The organism is Williamsia sp. DF01-3 (assembly GCF_023051145.1).
Taxonomy (GTDB): domain Bacteria; phylum Actinomycetota; class Actinomycetes; order Mycobacteriales; family Mycobacteriaceae; genus Williamsia.
Genome location: NZ_JALKFS010000005.1, coordinates 230,091 through 246,242 on the forward strand (window position 1 = coordinate 230,091; position 16,152 = coordinate 246,242).

The window sequence follows — 16,152 nt, forward strand, 5'->3', positions numbered from 1 at the left end:
AGAAGTTACCGAGCGGTAGAGGAGAGGTGACCTTCTATATGGACGTCCAACTGGGGACCGTCGTGCAAATCGCCTACATGGTGGACGATGTCGCGTCCGCTGCCGAGGACTTCGCGGCGCGGCTCGGCGCAGGGCCCTTTTTCGTGCGTCGCAACCGCATCACCGGCGCCCTGGGCCCCGACGGCGCGCCGGGCGCTTTCGACCACTCATCCGCCTACGGCCAGTGGGGTCGCCTACAGATCGAACTGGTGCAGACCCACACCGCGGAGCCCGCGGCGTTCGCGGCCACCACCTCCGTCCGGAACAGCATCCACCACGTCGCGGTCATGGTGGAGTCGTTCGCCGAGCAACAGCGCGTGTACGCCGAATCAGGTTGGCCGGCACTACTTTCTGCAACCACCCCGAACGGCAACGACTTCGCGTTTCACGATGCCCGTCCGCAACTGGGCCACCTGGTGGAGATCTACGAACCCAGACCGTCCATCCTGCGCCTGTATCGGACGGTCGCCGATGCCGCCGTGAACTGGGACGGCACCGACCCCGTGCGCCAGATGTGATCAGGCGGCCGCCAGCAGTTCGGCTGCCCGATCCCGGGCGAGGGCGAGAACCTGCGGATTGCCCGAGTTCCACAGCACCGTGAGCCGTTTGCTCCGGATCTTCCACTCTCCGCCAACCCGCACCACCCCGTCGGTGTAGTAGCCGCCGATGGTGAACATCGAGTCTCCGGAGGTGTTGGGCAGGACGTGCTCGGCCCGTACGTAGGAGGTCACGGTGCCCTCCTCGCCGTCGATGTCGATGTCGAGGTTCGACAGGAAGTGCTGGGATGCAGCGAGTCCCGGGAACAGCATTCGTCCGCGCTGCACCCAGTCCTCGGCGCGAAAGCGGCCTTCGTTCCCGGCGCGATAGCTCGTGTAGTCGATGTCGATCTCATCGGTGAACACAGAGCGGTACAAATCCCAGTCCCGCAGGTCGATACCCCGCGCGAACCTTGCCATCAAGCGGGTGATCTCCACATGGGCTGTCTCGGTCATGGTCGGTTCCTTGTCCACATGTTCGTTGAGGTGAGCGGGTTCGTTCAGGGCAGCGGGTCAGCTACGCAGCTGGAGCGAGATCTTCTCGAAATACTCCTCGAGTCCATCGGGGCCGAGTTCACGTCCGATGCCCGATTTCTTCATGCCACCGAACGGGGCCATGGCGTTGAACCGGCCTCCGTTGATCGAGACCTGTCCGGTACGCAGACGCCTGGCGATTGCGATGGCCGCGTCGTCGTCCGCCGCGAACACCGCACCTGACAATCCGTACTCCGAATCGTTGGTGATCGCGACGGCGTCGTCGATGTCTTGATAGGTGAGGACGGCAAGCACCGGGCCGAACACTTCGTCCCTCGCGATAGGGGTGTTGTTGTCCACGCGACTGACCACCGTCGGACGCACGAAGTAGCCCGACCGCAGTCGTTCATCGAGCCCGTCCACGTCGCCGGGGCCGCCCACCAGGAACGTCGCGTCCGCCGGCACGTCCGCGAGATGTTTGAGCACCGACTGCTGCTGGTCCTGTGAGGCCATCGGTCCCACATCGACCGTTTCGTCGAGTGGGTCGCCGATCGTCTGAGAGCCGACCAGTTCCACCAGTCGCCGCTCCACCTCGTCGAGCCGATCGGCCGGGACGAGCAACCGGGTGGTGGCCGTACAGGTCTGGCCGTTGTTGACATAGCAGCTACGAACAGCGGCGTTCAGCGCCGCGTCCATGTCCGCATCAGGGGCCACGATGAACGCCGATTTCCCTCCCAACTCGAGTGTCACTTTCTTGATTCCAGCTGCAGCCAGCTGACCGACTCGAGCTCCTGCAGATGTCGACCCGGTGAGACTCACCAGATCGACGTCCGGGTGCCCGGCGAGCCGTTCGCCGACGCGGCCACCAGAACCCGACACCACGTTGAGGACGCCGCGTGGCAATCCGATGGCGTCAGCGATGTCGGCGACCACAAAGGCAGCAAGCGGAGCAACGCTGCTGGGCTTGACCACGGTGGTGCACCCAGCCGCGATCGCCGGCGCGACCTTGGCCGCCAGTTGGTACAGGGGGTAGTTCCACGGAGTGATCGCACCGACCACACCTGCGGGAACCTTGAGGATCAACGACGTTCCGCGCCGTTCTTCCATCGGGAGTGTCTCGAGGACGTCGGCCATCGATCGGAAGATCGTCACGCCCAGGCCCACCTGCACGCTCCGTGACCGTGCGATCGGTGTTCCGACCTCTCGCGCCATCGTCTCGGCCAACTCGTCCTCGCGCTGCTGGAGTTCGTCGGCGAAGCGTCGGAGCAGCGCAACGCGGTCGGCCACCGGCGATTGCGACCACGACGGGAACGCCCTTTTTGCCGCTGCCACCGCAGCGTCGACATCAGCTTCTGTGCCTGCAGGGACGCGGGCCAACAGGCCGCCGGTGGCAGCCTCGAAGACGTCGATCGTGCCTCCACCGTCCGACGGCACCCACGTGCCGTCGATATAGAGCTCGGTGCGATCGTCCATTCTGGGCGCCTCCACTTCGTCGTGCGATGAACACCGAGTGGCGACCATCACAGCCAGCGTAAACTACTTTGCGGATTCGGTGTCAAGTAACTCTTCAGTTTCAAGTCTGTACATAGTTTCTGCGTTCTTTCTTGACTTCCACTACTATTTGGGTACGTTATGAGCACGGTCACAGTCTCCGAGCGCGAGGCACCGACCACTCTCGCCATCCGCCGTCCCGCAGCCGGGACCCGTTCGAGGAGCACCATGAACGACCTCGCGATCAACAACTCTGCACCGGCCACCGCGTCAGCCGAGCTGGTCAATCTTGTTGTGAAGGGCATGTCCCGTGGGCCGATCGCCCCTGAGCTCCAGATAGTTGTCGACGCCGGGCATGCCATCGCGAAGGGTCCGATGGTGATGCCGACCCCCGCGGGTATTGCCGAGGCAGGCCGTCTGGTCCGTCTGCCGGAGGGCAGTGCGCAGGAGCAGGCCGTGCGGGACTTCCTCCACGCCTTTCTCCCCGTCAACCGGCAGCTGCGTGAACTGTGCACTGCGTGGCAGTGCCGACCGGACGGCTCGGCCAACGACCACTCGGACGCCCAGTACGACGCCTCCATCCGGGATCGTCTCGACGACATCCACTCGGCGGTCTCGAAGATGCTGCGGCGGGCAGGCAAACAGGCCCCCGAACTCACCGAATACCGCGACCGTCTCGGGGTCGCGCTCGAACGCTTCGACGACGGCGACACCGCATCCCTCACCTCGCCCCTCACCGACGGCTACCACACCGTCTGGATGTGGCTGCACCAGCACGTTCTGATGATGCTCGGTGTCACCCGCGCCGAGGACGAGGCACTCGAGGAGGAGCTCGTTTCGGGTTCGTCCCGATGACGTTGTCGGAGAACACATTCCCGGCAACGACCCGCGCCGCCGTTCCTTACGGCCAGGGACGTGCCCGCGGACTCGGCGCAGACGTGCTCGGGGTACACGGCGTCGAGATGGACAACCTCGTCGCCCTCGGCCTGCCCGTCGTCCCAGGATTGACGGTGCCGATCGGCGCCGGATCCGGCCTACAGGATCACCAAACCGCCACCACGGCGATCGATCTGCTCGAAAAGCTCGCAGTCCGAGGCATCTGGCCGGCTGTGCGTACAGAGCGGCGGCCGATGCTCATGCATCTGCGCTGCAGCGCACCCGTACCCGTGTCGGCTCTACCGCCCGCCATCTCGGTCATCGGCTTGTCCAGCCGGAACATCGACGCGCTGGTGGAAGTGATCGGACGCGAACGCGACATCTACGACTCGTGGGCCGCGAATCTGCGGTTCGTCGCCGAGAACGCTCTCGAAGTCGATGTTGATGACCTCGACGACCTCGCGGACGACCATCCCGACAGCAGGGCCCAGGTGCCCGCGCTGCTCGAACTGATCGAAGAGTCGACAGGCTCACCCTTTCCCGCCGACCCGGCCGAACAACTAGGCCTGGCGGCCAAAGCGATGCTGGCGCGGTGGGCGTCACCTCGAGGCCAGCGGGCCCGCAGAGCGCTGTCGCTTCCCGATGATCTCGGTATCGCCCTGCATGTCCGAGCGCTGCGTCTGGGCTCGTGGAACGAGTCCGGGTACGGATCGGCCATCAGCCGCGACCTCGAGACCGGCCGTTTCGCACCCCACGGCGTCTTCCATCTCGGCGTTCGCCGGGCCGACCCGAATCCGGGCCCCGGCGACCCCCTTGACCAGACACCGGGCGGTGTCCAGATCCTGGACCAGATCTTCGCAACCCTCGAGCCGCATCTGCGTGGAGTCGCAGAGGTCGAGTTCGAGGTGCGAGACCGCCAGCTGGCGTTGCTGAGTGCCCAGGCGGTCGAACACCCCGGACCACGTGCGATCACACACCTCGCGGTGGATCTCGCGACCGCAGGCTCGATCAATCGCAGCGAAGCCGTTCGTATGCTCGAACCAGACCTGATGCAAGACCTCCTGCACGCCCAGCTCAAACTGACCGGGTCTGAACAATTGCTCGCACGCGGGCTACCGGCCTCTCCCGGCGCTGCGATCGGCGAGATCGCCCTGTCGAGCGACCGCGCGATCCAGCTCGCAGGCCAGGGCAAGAACGTCATCCTCGTGGCGTCCGAGACGAGCCCGGCGGACGTGCCGGCTCTACTCGCGGCCACCGCGGTGGTCACATCGAACGGCGGGCTGGCATCGCATGCCGCGGTCGTCGCACGGGGGGCCGGACGCCCGGCTGTCTGCGGAGCGACGACGCTGCGCATCGACGCGAACGCCGGCACCGTCACCGCCGGTGACGTGACACTCCGTGAAGGCGACACCGTGTCGGTCAACGGGCGCACCGGAGACGTGTATTGCGGCACCGTGACGATCCGCCCCGCCGAGCCATCGGCCGAACTCGAGGTCCTGCTCGGGTGGGCCGACGAAATCCGGCGCCTGAGGGTGCGCACCAATGCAGACAACGCCGAGGACGCCGCAACGGCGTTTCGGCTCGGTGCCGAGGGAATCGGCCTCTGCCGCACCGAACATCAGTTCCTCGGCGATCAACTTCCTCTTGTGCAGCGCCTTGTGCTCGCAGAATCAGAGGCTGAAGAAATCGAGGCGATCGCCGCTCTCACCACCGCCCAGCAGAGCGACTTCACCGACCTGCTGCGAGTGGTCGGGAACCGCCCGATCACGGTTCGCCTTCTCGACGCCCCACTCCACGAGTTCCTGCCTGCCGACGGCGAATACCGCGACGAGGCGCAGGCCCAGCGCGCCGCCGACACCCATGAATCGAATCCGATGCTCGGATTGCGGGGTGTGCGGTTCGCGATGGTGCAACAGAAGCTGTATCCGGCACAGGCCGAGGCGCTGTTCAGGGCATGGGTGACCGTGAACGGCGAAGGGCTGCAACCACAACTCGAGGTTATGATCCCGCTGGTGTCACTGCCCGGCGAGCTGTCCAAAGCGATCAAGCAGGTGCGTTCGGCCGCAGCGGATGTCGAGCGAGACACCGGCGTGACGATTCCGTATCTCGTGGGCAGCATGGTCGAGACACCCCGCGCCGCCTTGCTGGCCGACTCCTTGGCCGAAGACGCGCAATTCCTCTCGTTCGGCACCAACGATCTGACGCAGCTGACCTATGGGTTCTCGCGGGACGACGTCGAGAAGACCATGCTCACCCACTATCTCGAACACGGGCTGCTCGACGACAGTCCTTTCGCCGTACTGGACACCGATGGCGTCGGGGCGTTGATCTCGATGGCCGTCCGCAGTGCGCAGCAGGCACGGCCCGCGGTGAAGCTCGGTGTGTGCGGCGAACATGGCGGCGATCCTGCGTCAATCGCCTTCCTTGATTCTGTTGGACTGCACTATGTTTCGTGTTCACCACGTCGTGTCCCGGTGGCCCGGCTGGCTGCTGCGCACGCGGCACTCGAAAGCAGGTGATGGGCGGTGAGTACCGAACTCGATGACCTGCGTACTGCAGTCCGTGATGCCGCTGCCGACCTCGGCGGGCCGGCGCTGTGCCGTCGTCTGGATGCCGACGGCCCTGGCTGGGATGCCAGAGCGTGGTCGGTGCTGGCCGAGCAGATCGGCATCGGCGCACTGGGCTTGCCCGAAGACCTGGGAGGTCTCGGTGGTCTCCCCGAACTGGCAGTGGTGGCCGAAGAGCTCGGAGCCGCACTGCTGCCGGTCCCCTTTCTCTCCACCGTCATCGCCGGCCAGGTCCTACTGGGCGTACCCACGCCTCCCGACGACGTCCTGACGGAGATCGCCGAGGGAGCGCCTGCGGCATTCGCAGGTCTCGACCGACGGGGGTGGTGGTCGACTGACGAATTTCTCTTCGCTGCAACCGAAGTCGACGGCGGCTGGGTGATCGACGGACACGCCCCGGCCGTGCTCGGCGCCGCAGGAGCGACATGGATTGTCGTCGCCGCGAACACCGCAGACGGTCCCGACATCTTTGTCGTCGCGGCGACCACAGACGGCGTCGGCGTCCATCCCGTCGAAACCCTCGACCTCACGCGCGCCCAGGCCTCGGTCCACCTCGCTGCCGTCCCGGCGATCCGGCTCACCACCGGTGGGAGTGCCTCTGCTGCAGTGCTTCCGGCCCTCGATACAGCATGCATCGTGCTGGCAGCCGAGCAACTCGGCGGTTCTCAGGCCAGCCTCGATCACACGGTCGACTATGTGAAAGAGCGCCGGCAGTTCGGTCGGGCCATCGGCAGCTTCCAAGCCGTCAAACACACCCTCGCGGATCTGCTTGTCCTCGTCGAGTCGAGTCGCTCGGCAGTGAGCCGCGCAGTCGAGTCCGATGACCGGACCGAGGCCGGGGCCGTCGCACGGGCCTGGTGTTCGGACGCCTACCGGACAGTGAGTGCCGAAGCCGTGCAGTTACACGGCGGCATCGGGTTCACGTGGGAACACCACTGCCATCTTTATTTTCGGCGAGCGCGCGCCGACGCCCAACTGCTCGGCGGCAGTGCCATGCATCGCGAGCGACTGGCCACGGCCCTGGCCTGGTGAGCGCCTGACCGCACGGAGAGGCGCGGCCGAGGCGTTCGCCCGATGTTCATTTGGCGCACTGCATCGACACCTGTCAATATAGATCGGTGTCGAATCAAAGTCCGAACCCGTCCGGCGATGAAACCTGTTGCTCGCCCTTGGTCAACGAACCGCTCAGCATGGACCGCACCGTCCAGCTGGCGCGCATGTTCAAGGCGTTGGGAGACCCGGTACGGCTGCGACTGTTGAGCCTGATTGCCAGTCACCTCGGCGGTGAAGCATGCGTCTGCGACATATCGGACTCGTTCGACCTGTCCCAGCCGACGATCTCCCATCATCTGAAGGTGCTACGCCAGGCCGGCTTGCTCGGCTGTGAGCGCCGCGGGACCTGGGTCTACTACCGGGTGATACCCGCAACGCTGCAACAGCTCTCGGCGACACTCGACATGTCCGATCTTTCGCACACCGTCGACGAAGCCCTGGTGACCTCGTGAGCACGGCGACAAACGCGGCCGACAGACCGGCGGTCGTCGCGAAGCTGTCCACACTCGACCGATTCCTGCCGGTGTGGATCGGCGTCGCGATGGTCGTCGGCCTGGCGCTCGGCCGGCTGATCCCCGGACTGAACAAGGCGCTGTCAGCGATTTCGGTCGACGGCGTCTCGCTGCCCATCGCCATCGGGTTGCTGATCATGATGTACCCGGTGCTCGCCAAGGTCCGCTACGACCGTCTCGACTCCGTGACCGGGGACAAACGGCTGCTGGTGGCCTCGTTGGTGCTGAACTGGCTGATCGGCCCCGCATTGATGTTCGCCCTGGCGTGGCTGTTCCTCCCAGACCTGCCCGAGTACCGGACCGGCCTCATCATCGTCGGGCTGGCACGGTGCATCGCGATGGTGATCATCTGGAACGACCTCGCGTGCGGTGATCGCGAAGCTGCCGCAGTGCTTGTCGCGATCAACTCGGTGTTCCAAGTGGTCATGTTCGCCGTGCTCGGATGGTTCTACCTCTCGGTACTCCCGGGGTGGCTGGGTCTGGAACAGACCACCATCGAGGCGTCACCCTGGCAGATCGCGCAATCTGTGCTGATCTTCCTGGGAATCCCGCTCATCGCCGGTTTCCTATCCCGTTATCTCGGCGAGAAGCGCAAAGGCCGAGAGTGGTACGAGACAACTTTCCTATCGCGAATCGGCCCCTGGGCGCTGTACGGACTGCTGTTCACGATCGTCATTCTCTTTGCGCTGCAGGGTGATCAGATCACGTCGCAGCCTCTCGACGTGATCCGGATCGCCCTCCCGCTGCTGGTGTACTTCGCGGTCATGTGGGGTGGCGGATATGCGTTCGGGGCAGCGATGGGGCTGGGGTACGCACGCACCACCACACTCGCGTTCACCGCGGCGGGCAACAATTTCGAACTCGCCATCGCCGTCGCCATCGCGACCTACGGCGCCACGTCGGGGCAAGCGCTCGCCGGTGTTGTCGGGCCCTTGATCGAGGTACCTGTCCTCGTCGCCCTGGTGTACGTGTCGCTCGCACTGCGTCGACGCTTCACCCCGCAACCGTCGTCCACCCAGGCAACGGATGTGACGCGCAATGTCTGACGAAATGCCAACGGTCAACAGGGTTCCCAGCGTGCTGTTCGTATGCGTGAGCAACAGGGGCAAGTCGGTGATGGCGCAGGGCCTCGCCCAGAAGATCGCCGGCGATGCCGTGGCCGCAGGCTCAGCAGGCACCGAAGCGAAGGTCGATGGCCGGGTGAACGAACTGTCCGCCCAGACTCTCGCCGAGGTCGGGGTGGATGTCTCCGATCACCGGCCCCGCCAGCTCACCGACGACCTGATGCGCGCCGCTGACGTGACCGTGGTCGTCGGGTCAGCCGCGCAGGTGAACCCTCCCGAGGGAACCACACTCGAGGTGTGGGACACCGATGAACCATCACTGCGGGGGATCGAGGGCATCGACCGGATGCGCGTGATCCGAGACGACATCGCAACCCGGGTCACCGACCTGATCGCCCGGTTGACCTGAGCTGATCGAGCGGGCTCGGTGGGCAGCTCACAAAACTTGGAGAAGCTCGCACCACAGACCGAGCAACGGCGAGAACACCGCGCGGGGTTGGTGGCCAGCGCGCAGAACTCGCGAACGCTCGCGCTACAGACCGAGCAACAACCAGCACACCGAGCGGGGCGGACCAGGAGCGAACCAACTAGCAGCAGGACTTGCTGAGATCTTCCCCTACACCCGAACCGCAGCACACCGAACCACTCGAACCCATCTCGGTATCGCTCTCCGACAACAACTTCGGACTGGTGCCAAACGTGTCTGACTCCGCGAGGACGGTGTACACCTCCCACTTCTCACCCGCCGGGCCGGTCACCCACACCTTGTCCTGGGTGGCGAAGCAGCAGGTCGAGTTGATCTCTTCTTCGGTGAAGAGTCCCTCGCCGCTGAGTCGGGCGATCTCGCCGTGAACCTTTTCGCTCGACTCCACCTCGACCCCGAGATGGTTGATCGTTCCGCCCTTGCCTGGGTTCTCCAGCAGGACCAACTTCAGTGGCGGTTCCGTCACCGCGAAGTTCGCATATCCGGGCTTGAGTTTGGCCGGCGGGACGTCGAACAATTTCGAGTAGAACGCGACCGCCTGATCCAAGTCGTCGACATTGAGTGCCAGCTGCATACGGGACATGGCCTAACCTCCACCTGTGAGACATACGTCGAATTACTTGCCACACCCACACTGGCTACCTTTTCGACATATGTCAAGAGAGTCGGTAGAGTTCAGGCATGCCCAAGACACTTCCGGTGATCGACATGACGGCACCCATCTGCTGCGCGCCGGTCTCGGCGTCACCGATGGACGATGCCGCCGCACTGGAAGTTGCGTTGCGGCTCAAGGCACTTGCCGACCCTGTGCGGATCAAGCTCATGTCGATTCTCCTCACGGCAGAGTCGGGTGAGGTGTGCACCTGCGACCTCGCCGCGGCGGTGAAGTTGTCCGAGCCGACGGTCAGTCACCATCTCGGACAGCTCAAGAAGGCGGGCATGGTGCGGCCGGAGCGACGCGGCATGAACGTCTACTACCGCGCCCACACCGACGCGTTGCAGGCCCTGCGGCAGGTTCTCGACCCCTCCTGCTGCCGCTGAGTGCGTCGCCCGGCCGCACACGCGCCGTTCAATTCGACATCTGCGCGAACATGCCTGGCTCGTAGGCGCCTGCCGGCGTTCTCACGATCACGTTGATCCGGTTTGCCGCGTTGATCAATGCGATGAGGCAGATCAGGGCGCCAACCTGATCGTCGTCATGGTGTTTGCGCACCTCCGCCCAGGTTTCATCGCGGACGCCACGGTGATGATCGGCGAGTCGGGTGGCTTCTTCGGTGAGGGTCAACGCAGCACGCTCGGCGTCTGTGAACACGGTTGCCTCACGCCACACGGCAATCAGATTGAGCCGCGTCGATGTTTCCCCGGCTGCGGCCGCCTCCTTGGTGTGCATGTCCGTGCAGAATCCACACCCATTGATCTGACTGGCGCGAATCTTGACCAGTTCCTGGGTCGATCTCGGCAGTGGCGAATCGTCGATCACCAGGCCGGCGTTGAGGAACCGCTTGCTGAACTTCGCGGCAACGTCATTGTCGAGCATGTCGAATCGGGCAACCATTGGTCATGTCCTCACTTGAGATGGTGTCTGTCGCGGAATGCGACAACCACGAGATGTCGGGGAGCCTCCGGTTGTGACACCCCAACCAGGTGTCACACATTCGCCGACACGGACGTCTCATGGGGAACAAGCGACCAACGCAAGGAAGGCACCGATGACCGACGAGCCCCTGACCGCAGCCGACACCCCCGGCGGTCATTCTGATGCCGCGACCGACGTGTTCCTCGCTCATCGCAATCTGCTATTCACGATTGCCTACGAGATCCTCGGTTCTGCTGCCGACGCCGAGGATGCGTTGCAAGAGACCTGGATGCGCTGGGCGGGAGTCGACCTCGACGACGTCCGCAACGAGCGCGCGTATCTGGTCACAATCGCCACCCACCAGGCACTGTCACGGCTGCGAACGCTGGGACGTCAACGCGAGTCCTATGTCGGCCCATGGCTGCCGGAACCGTTGCTGACAGCACCCGATGTGGCGGATGACGTCGAGCTGGCCGAGAGCGTGTCGATGGCGATGCTGCTCGTGATGGAGACTCTCGCACCCACCGAGAGAGCGGTGTTCGTATTGCGGGAGGTGTTCGACCTTCCGTATGACGAGATCGCGATCGCCGTCGACAAGACCTCCGCCGCCGTCAGACAGATTGCTCACCGAGCCCGCGCACATGTTGCCGCTCGCCGACCGCGAGGCACTGTGAGTCCCGACGAATCACGGGTTGCCCTGCAAGCCTTTCAGCACGCCGTCGAAACGGGCGATCTGCAAGAGCTGGTCGACCTCCTCGCACCTGATGTGGTGCTCCTCGGCGACGGAGGCGGAGTCAAGAAGGCCGTGGTGCGCCCCATCGTCGGGTCCGACCGCGTGGCACGACTCCTCGCCGGCGGCCTGCCCCGAATCGAGGGATCGGTGTCCACCGAGCGAGTCCTGATCAACGGCTCCCCCGCTCTCATCGTCAGCATCGATGGACAGATCGACAATGCGGTGTCGTTCAGGTTCGACGAGGGCAAGATCACGGGTCTCTACATCGTGCGCAATCCCGACAAGCTCTCCCGTCTTGCCCAAGAGGTTTCACTTGATCGGTGAGTTCTTCCCCACCGAACATTCCGAAATCCGGTTCGCCCGATAAGAACGCGGAGTACATTCACTGCTCGAACACGCCGAAGGTGCGACTCCTGAGGAGGGCGTATGAGCACCTCGCAAGAACGCGCAGAGCAACTCGACCTGATCGCCCGACTGCAGTCGTCCTATCCCGAACTCCCTGACGCACCGACACCCGACCTTCTCGACCACAAACGGTTTGTCGCGTACATGAAGCCTGTTCACGACGTCGGCGGCGAACCCGATGCGCCGCTGAAGTACGAGAACAAGGCGTACGAGTACTGGGAGCACATGACATACGTGATGTGCGAGGTTCTCGCGTGGCGGGGAATCTGGCTGTCCGAAGAACGCCGGCGCATCGGCAACGTCGACGTCGGCCGGGCGGTGTACCTCGGGATACCGTATTACGGCCGTTGGCTTTACGCCGTTGCCCGGATACTCGTGGAGAAGCACCACATCGGGCTCGGAGAACTCGCCGAGAGAATGTTAGAAGTCCAGAACCGCTACCCGGACGGGCTGTCCGGCAACCGACTCGAGGCCACACCACGCCACGAGGGCGACGGGTCCGGGGTCTCACGCAACACCCATCACCGGCACGCGGTGGGAATCGGAGATCCGCAGATCTACGCGGGGCAGGCCGGCGAGCCCGCGTTCGCAGTTGGCGATCGCGTTCTCGTCCGCGAACTCCCGGTGCTGCTCTACACCCGCACACCCGAGTATGTGCGCGGAGCCCATGGACGGATCGAGTCCGTCGCCTACGAGAGTCCCGCACCCGAAGACGAGACATGGGGTCGCGAGGACGCGAAACCGGAGTGGTTCTACGTCGTCGGGTTCGAGATGGCGGAGCTGTGGGAGGGCTATACCGGCACACCAGATGACATCCTGCGGACCGAGATACCGCAACGTTGGCTTGCATCGGCGTAGGGGAAGGACAGGGGGAATGACCGAGCACAACCACGATCACGACCATGACCATGACCACGAGCGGACTGTCGCCCCGATGGTCGACGAGGTGACCGATTTCGAGGTGCTTGAGATCGCGTTACGCGAACTCTGCATCGAGAAAGGGCTTTTCACCGCAGAAGAGCACCGGCTCTTCACCGAATTCGCGGAGCAGATCGGGCCGACGCCCGCGGCGCGCCTCGTTGCTCGCGCCTGGCTCGATCCCGAGTTCAAACAACTCGCCCTGAGTGATCCGATGGCGGCAAGCAAGGAGGTCGGTGTCGACTGGCTTGAACCCACCGGCTTCGGAACCCCCAGCGATTTCACCGCCTTCTCCATTCTTGAAGACACCCCCACCGTTCACAACGTCATCGTCTGCGCGCTGTGCTCCTGCTATCCGCGACCCATTCTCGGCAACTCGCCTGAGTGGTACCGCACCCCCAATTACCGGCGCCGCATGGTTCGGTGGCCCCGCCAGGTACTCGCCGAATTCGGCCTCTACCTTCCCGACAATGTTGCTGTGCGGGTCCAAGATTCGAATCAGAAGCACCGATTCATGGTGATGCCCATGCAACCGCCTGGCACCGAGGGTTGGAGCGAAGACGAGCTCGCCGAGATCATCACCCGCGACAGCCTCATCGGGGTGGCGCTGCCGAAACCCAGCGTGACCACCAATGTCATCACCGAGACACGGGCCGCAATCCACCCCGCACAGGACAATTGACATGGGAGACAGCACTTCCGGGAGCACGAGCGACTACGCACCGCTCGCCGAGATCGTCGAACGGGGGCAGGTGTGGCCGACGATGGCGCAAAAATACGGCGTCGAAAACCCGGTACCGCCGTGGAAGACCAGTCTTGATGGCGTCTGTGACGCTCTCGACAAAGCCGATTCTGCACAAGCGCCGAGTGTCACCGACCGTAGGGATGACGAGGACCGCTTGTCATCGACGATTTATGCGGATGTTCCCTACCCCGAGAGCCAGTTGATCTCGCTTGCGCACTCCCTCCTGGATCGTGGCGTGATCGACGAGGCCGAGCTACGTCAGCGGCTCTCCGCCGTCCGTGCCCGACTCGAGGCCTGACGCGTCGCCGTACCGGTGTGCGATCCAGGTCCCGAGCGCGCCTAACCTGTCGTTCAGTGCGGGCGGCTCCAGCACATCGAAGTCGAAGTTCTGGTAGACCAGCCAGCGCGCAGCCCAATCCAGGTCGTCGGCACCAAGCGTCAGTACGCAATCGTCACCGTCGTCGGTGACCGAGCCGACCACCGGACGCACTATTCGTCTTGCTTCGTCGCCCGACATGTACAGCCGCACCCGGATGTGGTGCCGCCAGCCGTGAGCGAAGGCGTCTGCCACGAAGGCCGCGGCATCGGGAGGTGGGGGCGGGGTACCGAACCTCGTGCCCAGCGGCCTCACATCGCTGATCCGGTCAAGGGCGTAGGTCAGCCACTGCTGCGATCCGCGCTCGTTGCCCACCAGGTACCACCGCCCGCTTGCGCGAACAAGACTCAGTGGCTGGATATCTCGTGCTTCACCACGGCGATCTGTGCGTCGGCGATGCCGGAAGCGGACGGCCTCCTCTGATCGGCACGCAAGCGCCAAGGTGACGAGCACACCCGCGTCTGCAGACACCATCTCGCCACCCTCGAGCGCCTCGGCTGCGGCCACCGCCTCGAACCGCCCGCGCAGGCGCGACGGGATGGTCTCGGTCAACTTGGCGAGTGCGGTGACCGCGGCGGGAGCCAATCCCCCGACCCCCACCGACCCGTGCAGCCCGAGGGCGACCGCCAGTGCCTCGTCGGCGTCGAGGACGAGAGGTGGGGTCACCGATCCCGCGGCGAGTGTGTACCCCCGAAACGGCCAGGTTCGGCGTCGATCCGATAGCCGAGATCTCGGAGATGTTCCACATCGCGTCGCGCCGTGCGCTCGGTGACATCGAGGCGATCGGCCAGCCGGCCCGCGCTGATACCCGGGTTCGACTGCAAGATCGCCAGCATCTGCAGGCGACGACCGGTCGGTGTGGACATTACGTGGATAATGATGCCAAACCCTGACAGTTCTTGGCAGGGTATTGGTCTAGCTTCACCTCCATGGACACAATCACATTGCTCAGACCCGAAGGGCTGGTACACAGTCCGGCGTTCAGTCACGTTGCCGTTGTCCCGCCTGGCGCCACCACCATCTACATCGGCGGCCAGAACGCGGTCGATGCCACCGGGGCAATCGTCGGTGGCGACGATGTCGGAGCCCAGACCGCACAGGTCATGAAGAACCTGCAGACCGCGTTGGCCGCCGCCGGGGCGACGATGTCGGATGTGGTGAGCATGACGCTGTTCGCCGTCGACGGCATCGACCTCACCGCCGGTTATGCCGTTGCCGCACAAGCTCTCGACCCGACAGGCGATCCGCCCTTGATCGCGGCGGCGATGGTCGCGTCGCTGGCGGTCCCCGGCGCACTTGTCGAGCTGTCCGCGATCGCCGCCGTCATGCGATGAGCTCGCGCGAAACCGGTCACACCAAAGACGCGGGATGGCAGATCGGCGTCTCGAAGACGGTGGATTGTCCGCTCGACGTCGTCTGGGATTTCCTCACGTCGGCTGAGGGGACAGCATTGTGGCTCGGGCATGGGGTGTCGGTGCTGGACGCAAAGGGTCGGGCATATCAGACCCGAAACGGAGTCGTCGGCGAGACAAGGACTTTCCACCGGCGTGACCGGATCCGACTGACGTGGCAGCCACCCCACTGGGACCACGACAGCACCGTGCAGCTCGCGGTGAGGGCAGGCGGACCGGGCAAGACGATGATTCGCTTCCACCAGGAGCGCCTGCTCGATGCAGGCGAGCGAGAGCAACAGCGCGCCCACTGGCGTGCTGTCATGGCCTCTGTTGTCGCGGCACTGGACACCCGCGACGTTTGACCACCAGGCCGCAATCTTTTTTGACTGATTCCAGAAAAACCTTCCCATCGGGCGGGCTCTGTGCTTATCGTGGTAGCCATGGCCACCACACCGGACAACGCGGAACGGCTACGCGCCGCAGACCTCCGCGTCACCCAGCCCAGGGTGGCCGTTCTGGAAGCCGTGGACAGTCACCCACACGCCGACACCGACACCGTTTTCGGTCTCGTGCGCGCAGCGCTGCCGTCCGTCTCGCGCCAAGCCGTCTATGACGTGCTGGGCGCGCTGACAACTGCACGGCTCGTGCGCCGGATACAACCGGCCGGCCACGTCGCACGGTACGAATCCCGGGTTGGCGACAACCACCACCATGTGGTGTGCCGCGCGTGCGGTGTGATCGCTGATGCCGATTGCGCGGTCGGAGAAGCGCCGTGTCTCAACCCTTCCGACTCGCACGGATTCCTGCTCGACGAAGCCGAGGTCACCTATTGGGGTCTGTGCCCCGATTGTGCCGATGCGACCAGAGTTTGATCACAGCCCGTGATCACAGCCCGATCAACCTAACCGC

The 16,152-nt window shown here is 64.5% G+C and carries 21 protein-coding genes; 15 read left to right on the top strand and 6 right to left on the bottom strand.

Going from position 1 to position 16,152, the window contains the following annotated elements:
- Positions 1–26 precede the first annotated feature (26 nt).
- Positions 27–557, top strand: a complete 531-nt coding sequence (locus MVA47_RS02895) for a VOC family protein (protein ID WP_247206593.1) — start codon at positions 27–29, stop codon at positions 555–557.
- Here the strand turns inward: MVA47_RS02895 and MVA47_RS02900 are convergent, their stop codons facing one another.
- Both MVA47_RS02900 and MVA47_RS02905 read right to left on the bottom strand, forming a co-directional pair.
- The gene (locus MVA47_RS02900) at positions 558–1,031 is read right to left on the bottom strand and encodes a nuclear transport factor 2 family protein (protein WP_247206594.1); all 474 of its coding nucleotides are present in this window, start codon (positions 1,029–1,031) and stop codon (positions 558–560) included.
- A gap of 57 nt (positions 1,032–1,088) precedes the next feature.
- Positions 1,089–2,522 carry an aldehyde dehydrogenase family protein gene (locus tag MVA47_RS02905; RefSeq protein ID WP_247206595.1) on the bottom strand — a complete coding sequence of 478 codons (1,434 nt, stop codon included), beginning with the start codon at positions 2,520–2,522 and terminating at the stop codon, positions 1,089–1,091.
- Positions 2,523–2,681: 159 nt separating this feature from the next.
- Between MVA47_RS02905 and MVA47_RS02910 the strand changes: the two genes are divergently transcribed.
- The 6 genes from MVA47_RS02910 (at position 2,682) to MVA47_RS02935 (ending at position 9,021) form a co-directional block, all read left to right on the top strand.
- Positions 2,682–3,395, top strand: a complete 714-nt coding sequence (locus MVA47_RS02910) for a hypothetical protein (protein WP_247206596.1) — start codon at positions 2,682–2,684, stop codon at positions 3,393–3,395.
- A complete protein-coding gene (locus tag MVA47_RS02915; RefSeq protein WP_247206597.1) occupies positions 3,392–5,935 on the top strand; it encodes a putative PEP-binding protein in 2,544 nt (847 codons plus the stop codon). Before MVA47_RS02910 ends, MVA47_RS02915 begins: the two co-directional genes overlap by 4 nt.
- Positions 5,936–5,941: 6 nt before the next feature.
- Complete coding sequence (locus MVA47_RS02920) at positions 5,942–7,015, top strand: acyl-CoA dehydrogenase family protein (protein WP_247206598.1); 1,074 nt, start codon at positions 5,942–5,944, stop codon at positions 7,013–7,015.
- A 158-nt stretch (positions 7,016–7,173) separates the two neighbouring features.
- Entirely contained in the window at positions 7,174–7,488 is a 315-nt protein-coding gene (locus MVA47_RS02925) for a helix-turn-helix transcriptional regulator (protein ID WP_247206599.1), read from the top strand.
- Positions 7,485–8,594, top strand: coding sequence for an ACR3 family arsenite efflux transporter (gene arsB / locus MVA47_RS02930; RefSeq protein WP_308280464.1), 1,110 nt, complete (start codon positions 7,485–7,487; stop codon positions 8,592–8,594). Before MVA47_RS02925 ends, arsB begins: the two co-directional genes overlap by 4 nt.
- A complete protein-coding gene (locus MVA47_RS02935; protein ID WP_247206600.1) occupies positions 8,587–9,021 on the top strand; it encodes a low molecular weight phosphatase family protein in 435 nt (144 codons plus the stop codon). The genes arsB and MVA47_RS02935 overlap by 8 nt, the downstream gene beginning before the upstream one ends.
- A gap of 178 nt (positions 9,022–9,199) precedes the next feature.
- Here MVA47_RS02935 and MVA47_RS02940 read toward each other — a convergent pair whose 3' ends face one another.
- Positions 9,200–9,679 carry an ArsI/CadI family heavy metal resistance metalloenzyme gene (locus MVA47_RS02940; RefSeq protein ID WP_247206601.1) on the bottom strand — a complete coding sequence of 160 codons (480 nt, stop codon included), beginning with the start codon at positions 9,677–9,679 and terminating at the stop codon, positions 9,200–9,202.
- A 98-nt stretch (positions 9,680–9,777) separates the two neighbouring features.
- Here MVA47_RS02940 and MVA47_RS02945 point away from each other — a divergent pair, with 98 nt between their 5' ends.
- Complete coding sequence (locus MVA47_RS02945) at positions 9,778–10,137, top strand: Rv2640c family ArsR-like transcriptional regulator (protein WP_023958611.1); 360 nt, start codon at positions 9,778–9,780, stop codon at positions 10,135–10,137.
- Between the two features lie 28 nt (positions 10,138–10,165).
- Here MVA47_RS02945 and MVA47_RS02950 read toward each other — a convergent pair whose 3' ends face one another.
- Positions 10,166–10,651, bottom strand: coding sequence for a carboxymuconolactone decarboxylase family protein (locus MVA47_RS02950; protein WP_247206602.1), 486 nt, complete (start codon positions 10,649–10,651; stop codon positions 10,166–10,168).
- Positions 10,652–10,805: 154 nt separating this feature from the next.
- On the opposite strand from MVA47_RS02950, the gene MVA47_RS02955 reads away from it, so the two are divergent.
- The 4 genes from MVA47_RS02955 (at position 10,806) to MVA47_RS02970 (ending at position 13,771) form a co-directional block, all read left to right on the top strand.
- Positions 10,806–11,729, top strand: a complete 924-nt coding sequence (locus MVA47_RS02955) for an RNA polymerase sigma-70 factor (protein WP_247206603.1) — start codon at positions 10,806–10,808, stop codon at positions 11,727–11,729.
- A 102-nt stretch (positions 11,730–11,831) separates the two neighbouring features.
- A complete protein-coding gene (locus tag MVA47_RS02960; RefSeq protein WP_247206604.1) occupies positions 11,832–12,668 on the top strand; it encodes an SH3-like domain-containing protein in 837 nt (278 codons plus the stop codon).
- 16 nt (positions 12,669–12,684) lie between these two features.
- Positions 12,685–13,410 (top strand): thiocyanate hydrolase subunit gamma, encoded by a 726-nt coding sequence (scnC, locus tag MVA47_RS02965; RefSeq protein ID WP_247206605.1) that lies wholly within the window; start codon positions 12,685–12,687, stop codon positions 13,408–13,410.
- 1 nt (position 13,411) lies between these two features.
- The gene (locus tag MVA47_RS02970; RefSeq protein ID WP_247206606.1) at positions 13,412–13,771 is read left to right on the top strand and encodes a thiocyanate hydrolase; all 360 of its coding nucleotides are present in this window, start codon (positions 13,412–13,414) and stop codon (positions 13,769–13,771) included.
- Here MVA47_RS02970 and MVA47_RS02975 read toward each other — a convergent pair.
- Complete coding sequence (locus tag MVA47_RS02975) at positions 13,727–14,515, bottom strand: YafY family protein (protein WP_247206607.1); 789 nt, start codon at positions 14,513–14,515, stop codon at positions 13,727–13,729. The two genes, MVA47_RS02970 and MVA47_RS02975, sit on opposite strands and share 45 nt — an antisense overlap.
- Positions 14,512–14,715 carry a YafY family protein gene (locus MVA47_RS02980; RefSeq protein WP_247206608.1) on the bottom strand — a complete coding sequence of 68 codons (204 nt, stop codon included), beginning with the start codon at positions 14,713–14,715 and terminating at the stop codon, positions 14,512–14,514. Before MVA47_RS02980 ends, MVA47_RS02975 begins: the two co-directional genes overlap by 4 nt.
- A gap of 63 nt (positions 14,716–14,778) precedes the next feature.
- Here MVA47_RS02980 and MVA47_RS02985 point away from each other — a divergent pair, with 63 nt between their 5' ends.
- From MVA47_RS02985 to MVA47_RS02995, 3 genes are all read left to right on the top strand, one after another.
- A complete protein-coding gene (locus tag MVA47_RS02985) occupies positions 14,779–15,183 on the top strand; it encodes a RidA family protein (protein WP_247206609.1) in 405 nt (134 codons plus the stop codon).
- Entirely contained in the window at positions 15,180–15,605 is a 426-nt protein-coding gene (locus MVA47_RS02990) for an SRPBCC domain-containing protein (protein WP_247206610.1), read from the top strand. The genes MVA47_RS02985 and MVA47_RS02990 overlap by 4 nt, the downstream gene beginning before the upstream one ends.
- A gap of 78 nt (positions 15,606–15,683) precedes the next feature.
- Positions 15,684–16,115, top strand: coding sequence for a Fur family transcriptional regulator (locus MVA47_RS02995; protein WP_247206611.1), 432 nt, complete (start codon positions 15,684–15,686; stop codon positions 16,113–16,115).
- Positions 16,116–16,152: the final 37 nt, after the last annotated feature.

Coding starts and splice junctions, on each gene's coding strand:
- MVA47_RS02900 (WP_247206594.1), bottom strand. CDS start 1,031: ATGACCGAGACAGCCCATGTGGAGATCACCCGCTTGATGGCAAGGTTC.
- MVA47_RS02905 (WP_247206595.1), bottom strand. CDS start 2,522: ATGGACGATCGCACCGAGCTCTATATCGACGGCACGTGGGTGCCGTCG.
- MVA47_RS02910 (WP_247206596.1), top strand. CDS start 2,682: ATGAGCACGGTCACAGTCTCCGAGCGCGAGGCACCGACCACTCTCGCC.
- MVA47_RS02915 (WP_247206597.1), top strand. CDS start 3,392: ATGACGTTGTCGGAGAACACATTCCCGGCAACGACCCGCGCCGCCGTT.
- MVA47_RS02925 (WP_247206599.1), top strand. CDS start 7,174: ATGGACCGCACCGTCCAGCTGGCGCGCATGTTCAAGGCGTTGGGAGAC.
- MVA47_RS02935 (WP_247206600.1), top strand. CDS start 8,587: ATGTCTGACGAAATGCCAACGGTCAACAGGGTTCCCAGCGTGCTGTTC.
- MVA47_RS02940 (WP_247206601.1), bottom strand. CDS start 9,679: ATGTCCCGTATGCAGCTGGCACTCAATGTCGACGACTTGGATCAGGCG.
- MVA47_RS02945 (WP_023958611.1), top strand. CDS start 9,778: ATGCCCAAGACACTTCCGGTGATCGACATGACGGCACCCATCTGCTGC.
- MVA47_RS02950 (WP_247206602.1), bottom strand. CDS start 10,651: ATGGTTGCCCGATTCGACATGCTCGACAATGACGTTGCCGCGAAGTTC.
- MVA47_RS02955 (WP_247206603.1), top strand. CDS start 10,806: ATGACCGACGAGCCCCTGACCGCAGCCGACACCCCCGGCGGTCATTCT.
- MVA47_RS02960 (WP_247206604.1), top strand. CDS start 11,832: ATGAGCACCTCGCAAGAACGCGCAGAGCAACTCGACCTGATCGCCCGA.
- scnC (WP_247206605.1), top strand. CDS start 12,685: ATGACCGAGCACAACCACGATCACGACCATGACCATGACCACGAGCGG.
- MVA47_RS02970 (WP_247206606.1), top strand. CDS start 13,412: ATGGGAGACAGCACTTCCGGGAGCACGAGCGACTACGCACCGCTCGCC.
- MVA47_RS02980 (WP_247206608.1), bottom strand. CDS start 14,715: ATGTCCACACCGACCGGTCGTCGCCTGCAGATGCTGGCGATCTTGCAG.
- MVA47_RS02985 (WP_247206609.1), top strand. CDS start 14,779: ATGGACACAATCACATTGCTCAGACCCGAAGGGCTGGTACACAGTCCG.
- MVA47_RS02990 (WP_247206610.1), top strand. CDS start 15,180: ATGAGCTCGCGCGAAACCGGTCACACCAAAGACGCGGGATGGCAGATC.
- MVA47_RS02995 (WP_247206611.1), top strand. CDS start 15,684: ATGGCCACCACACCGGACAACGCGGAACGGCTACGCGCCGCAGACCTC.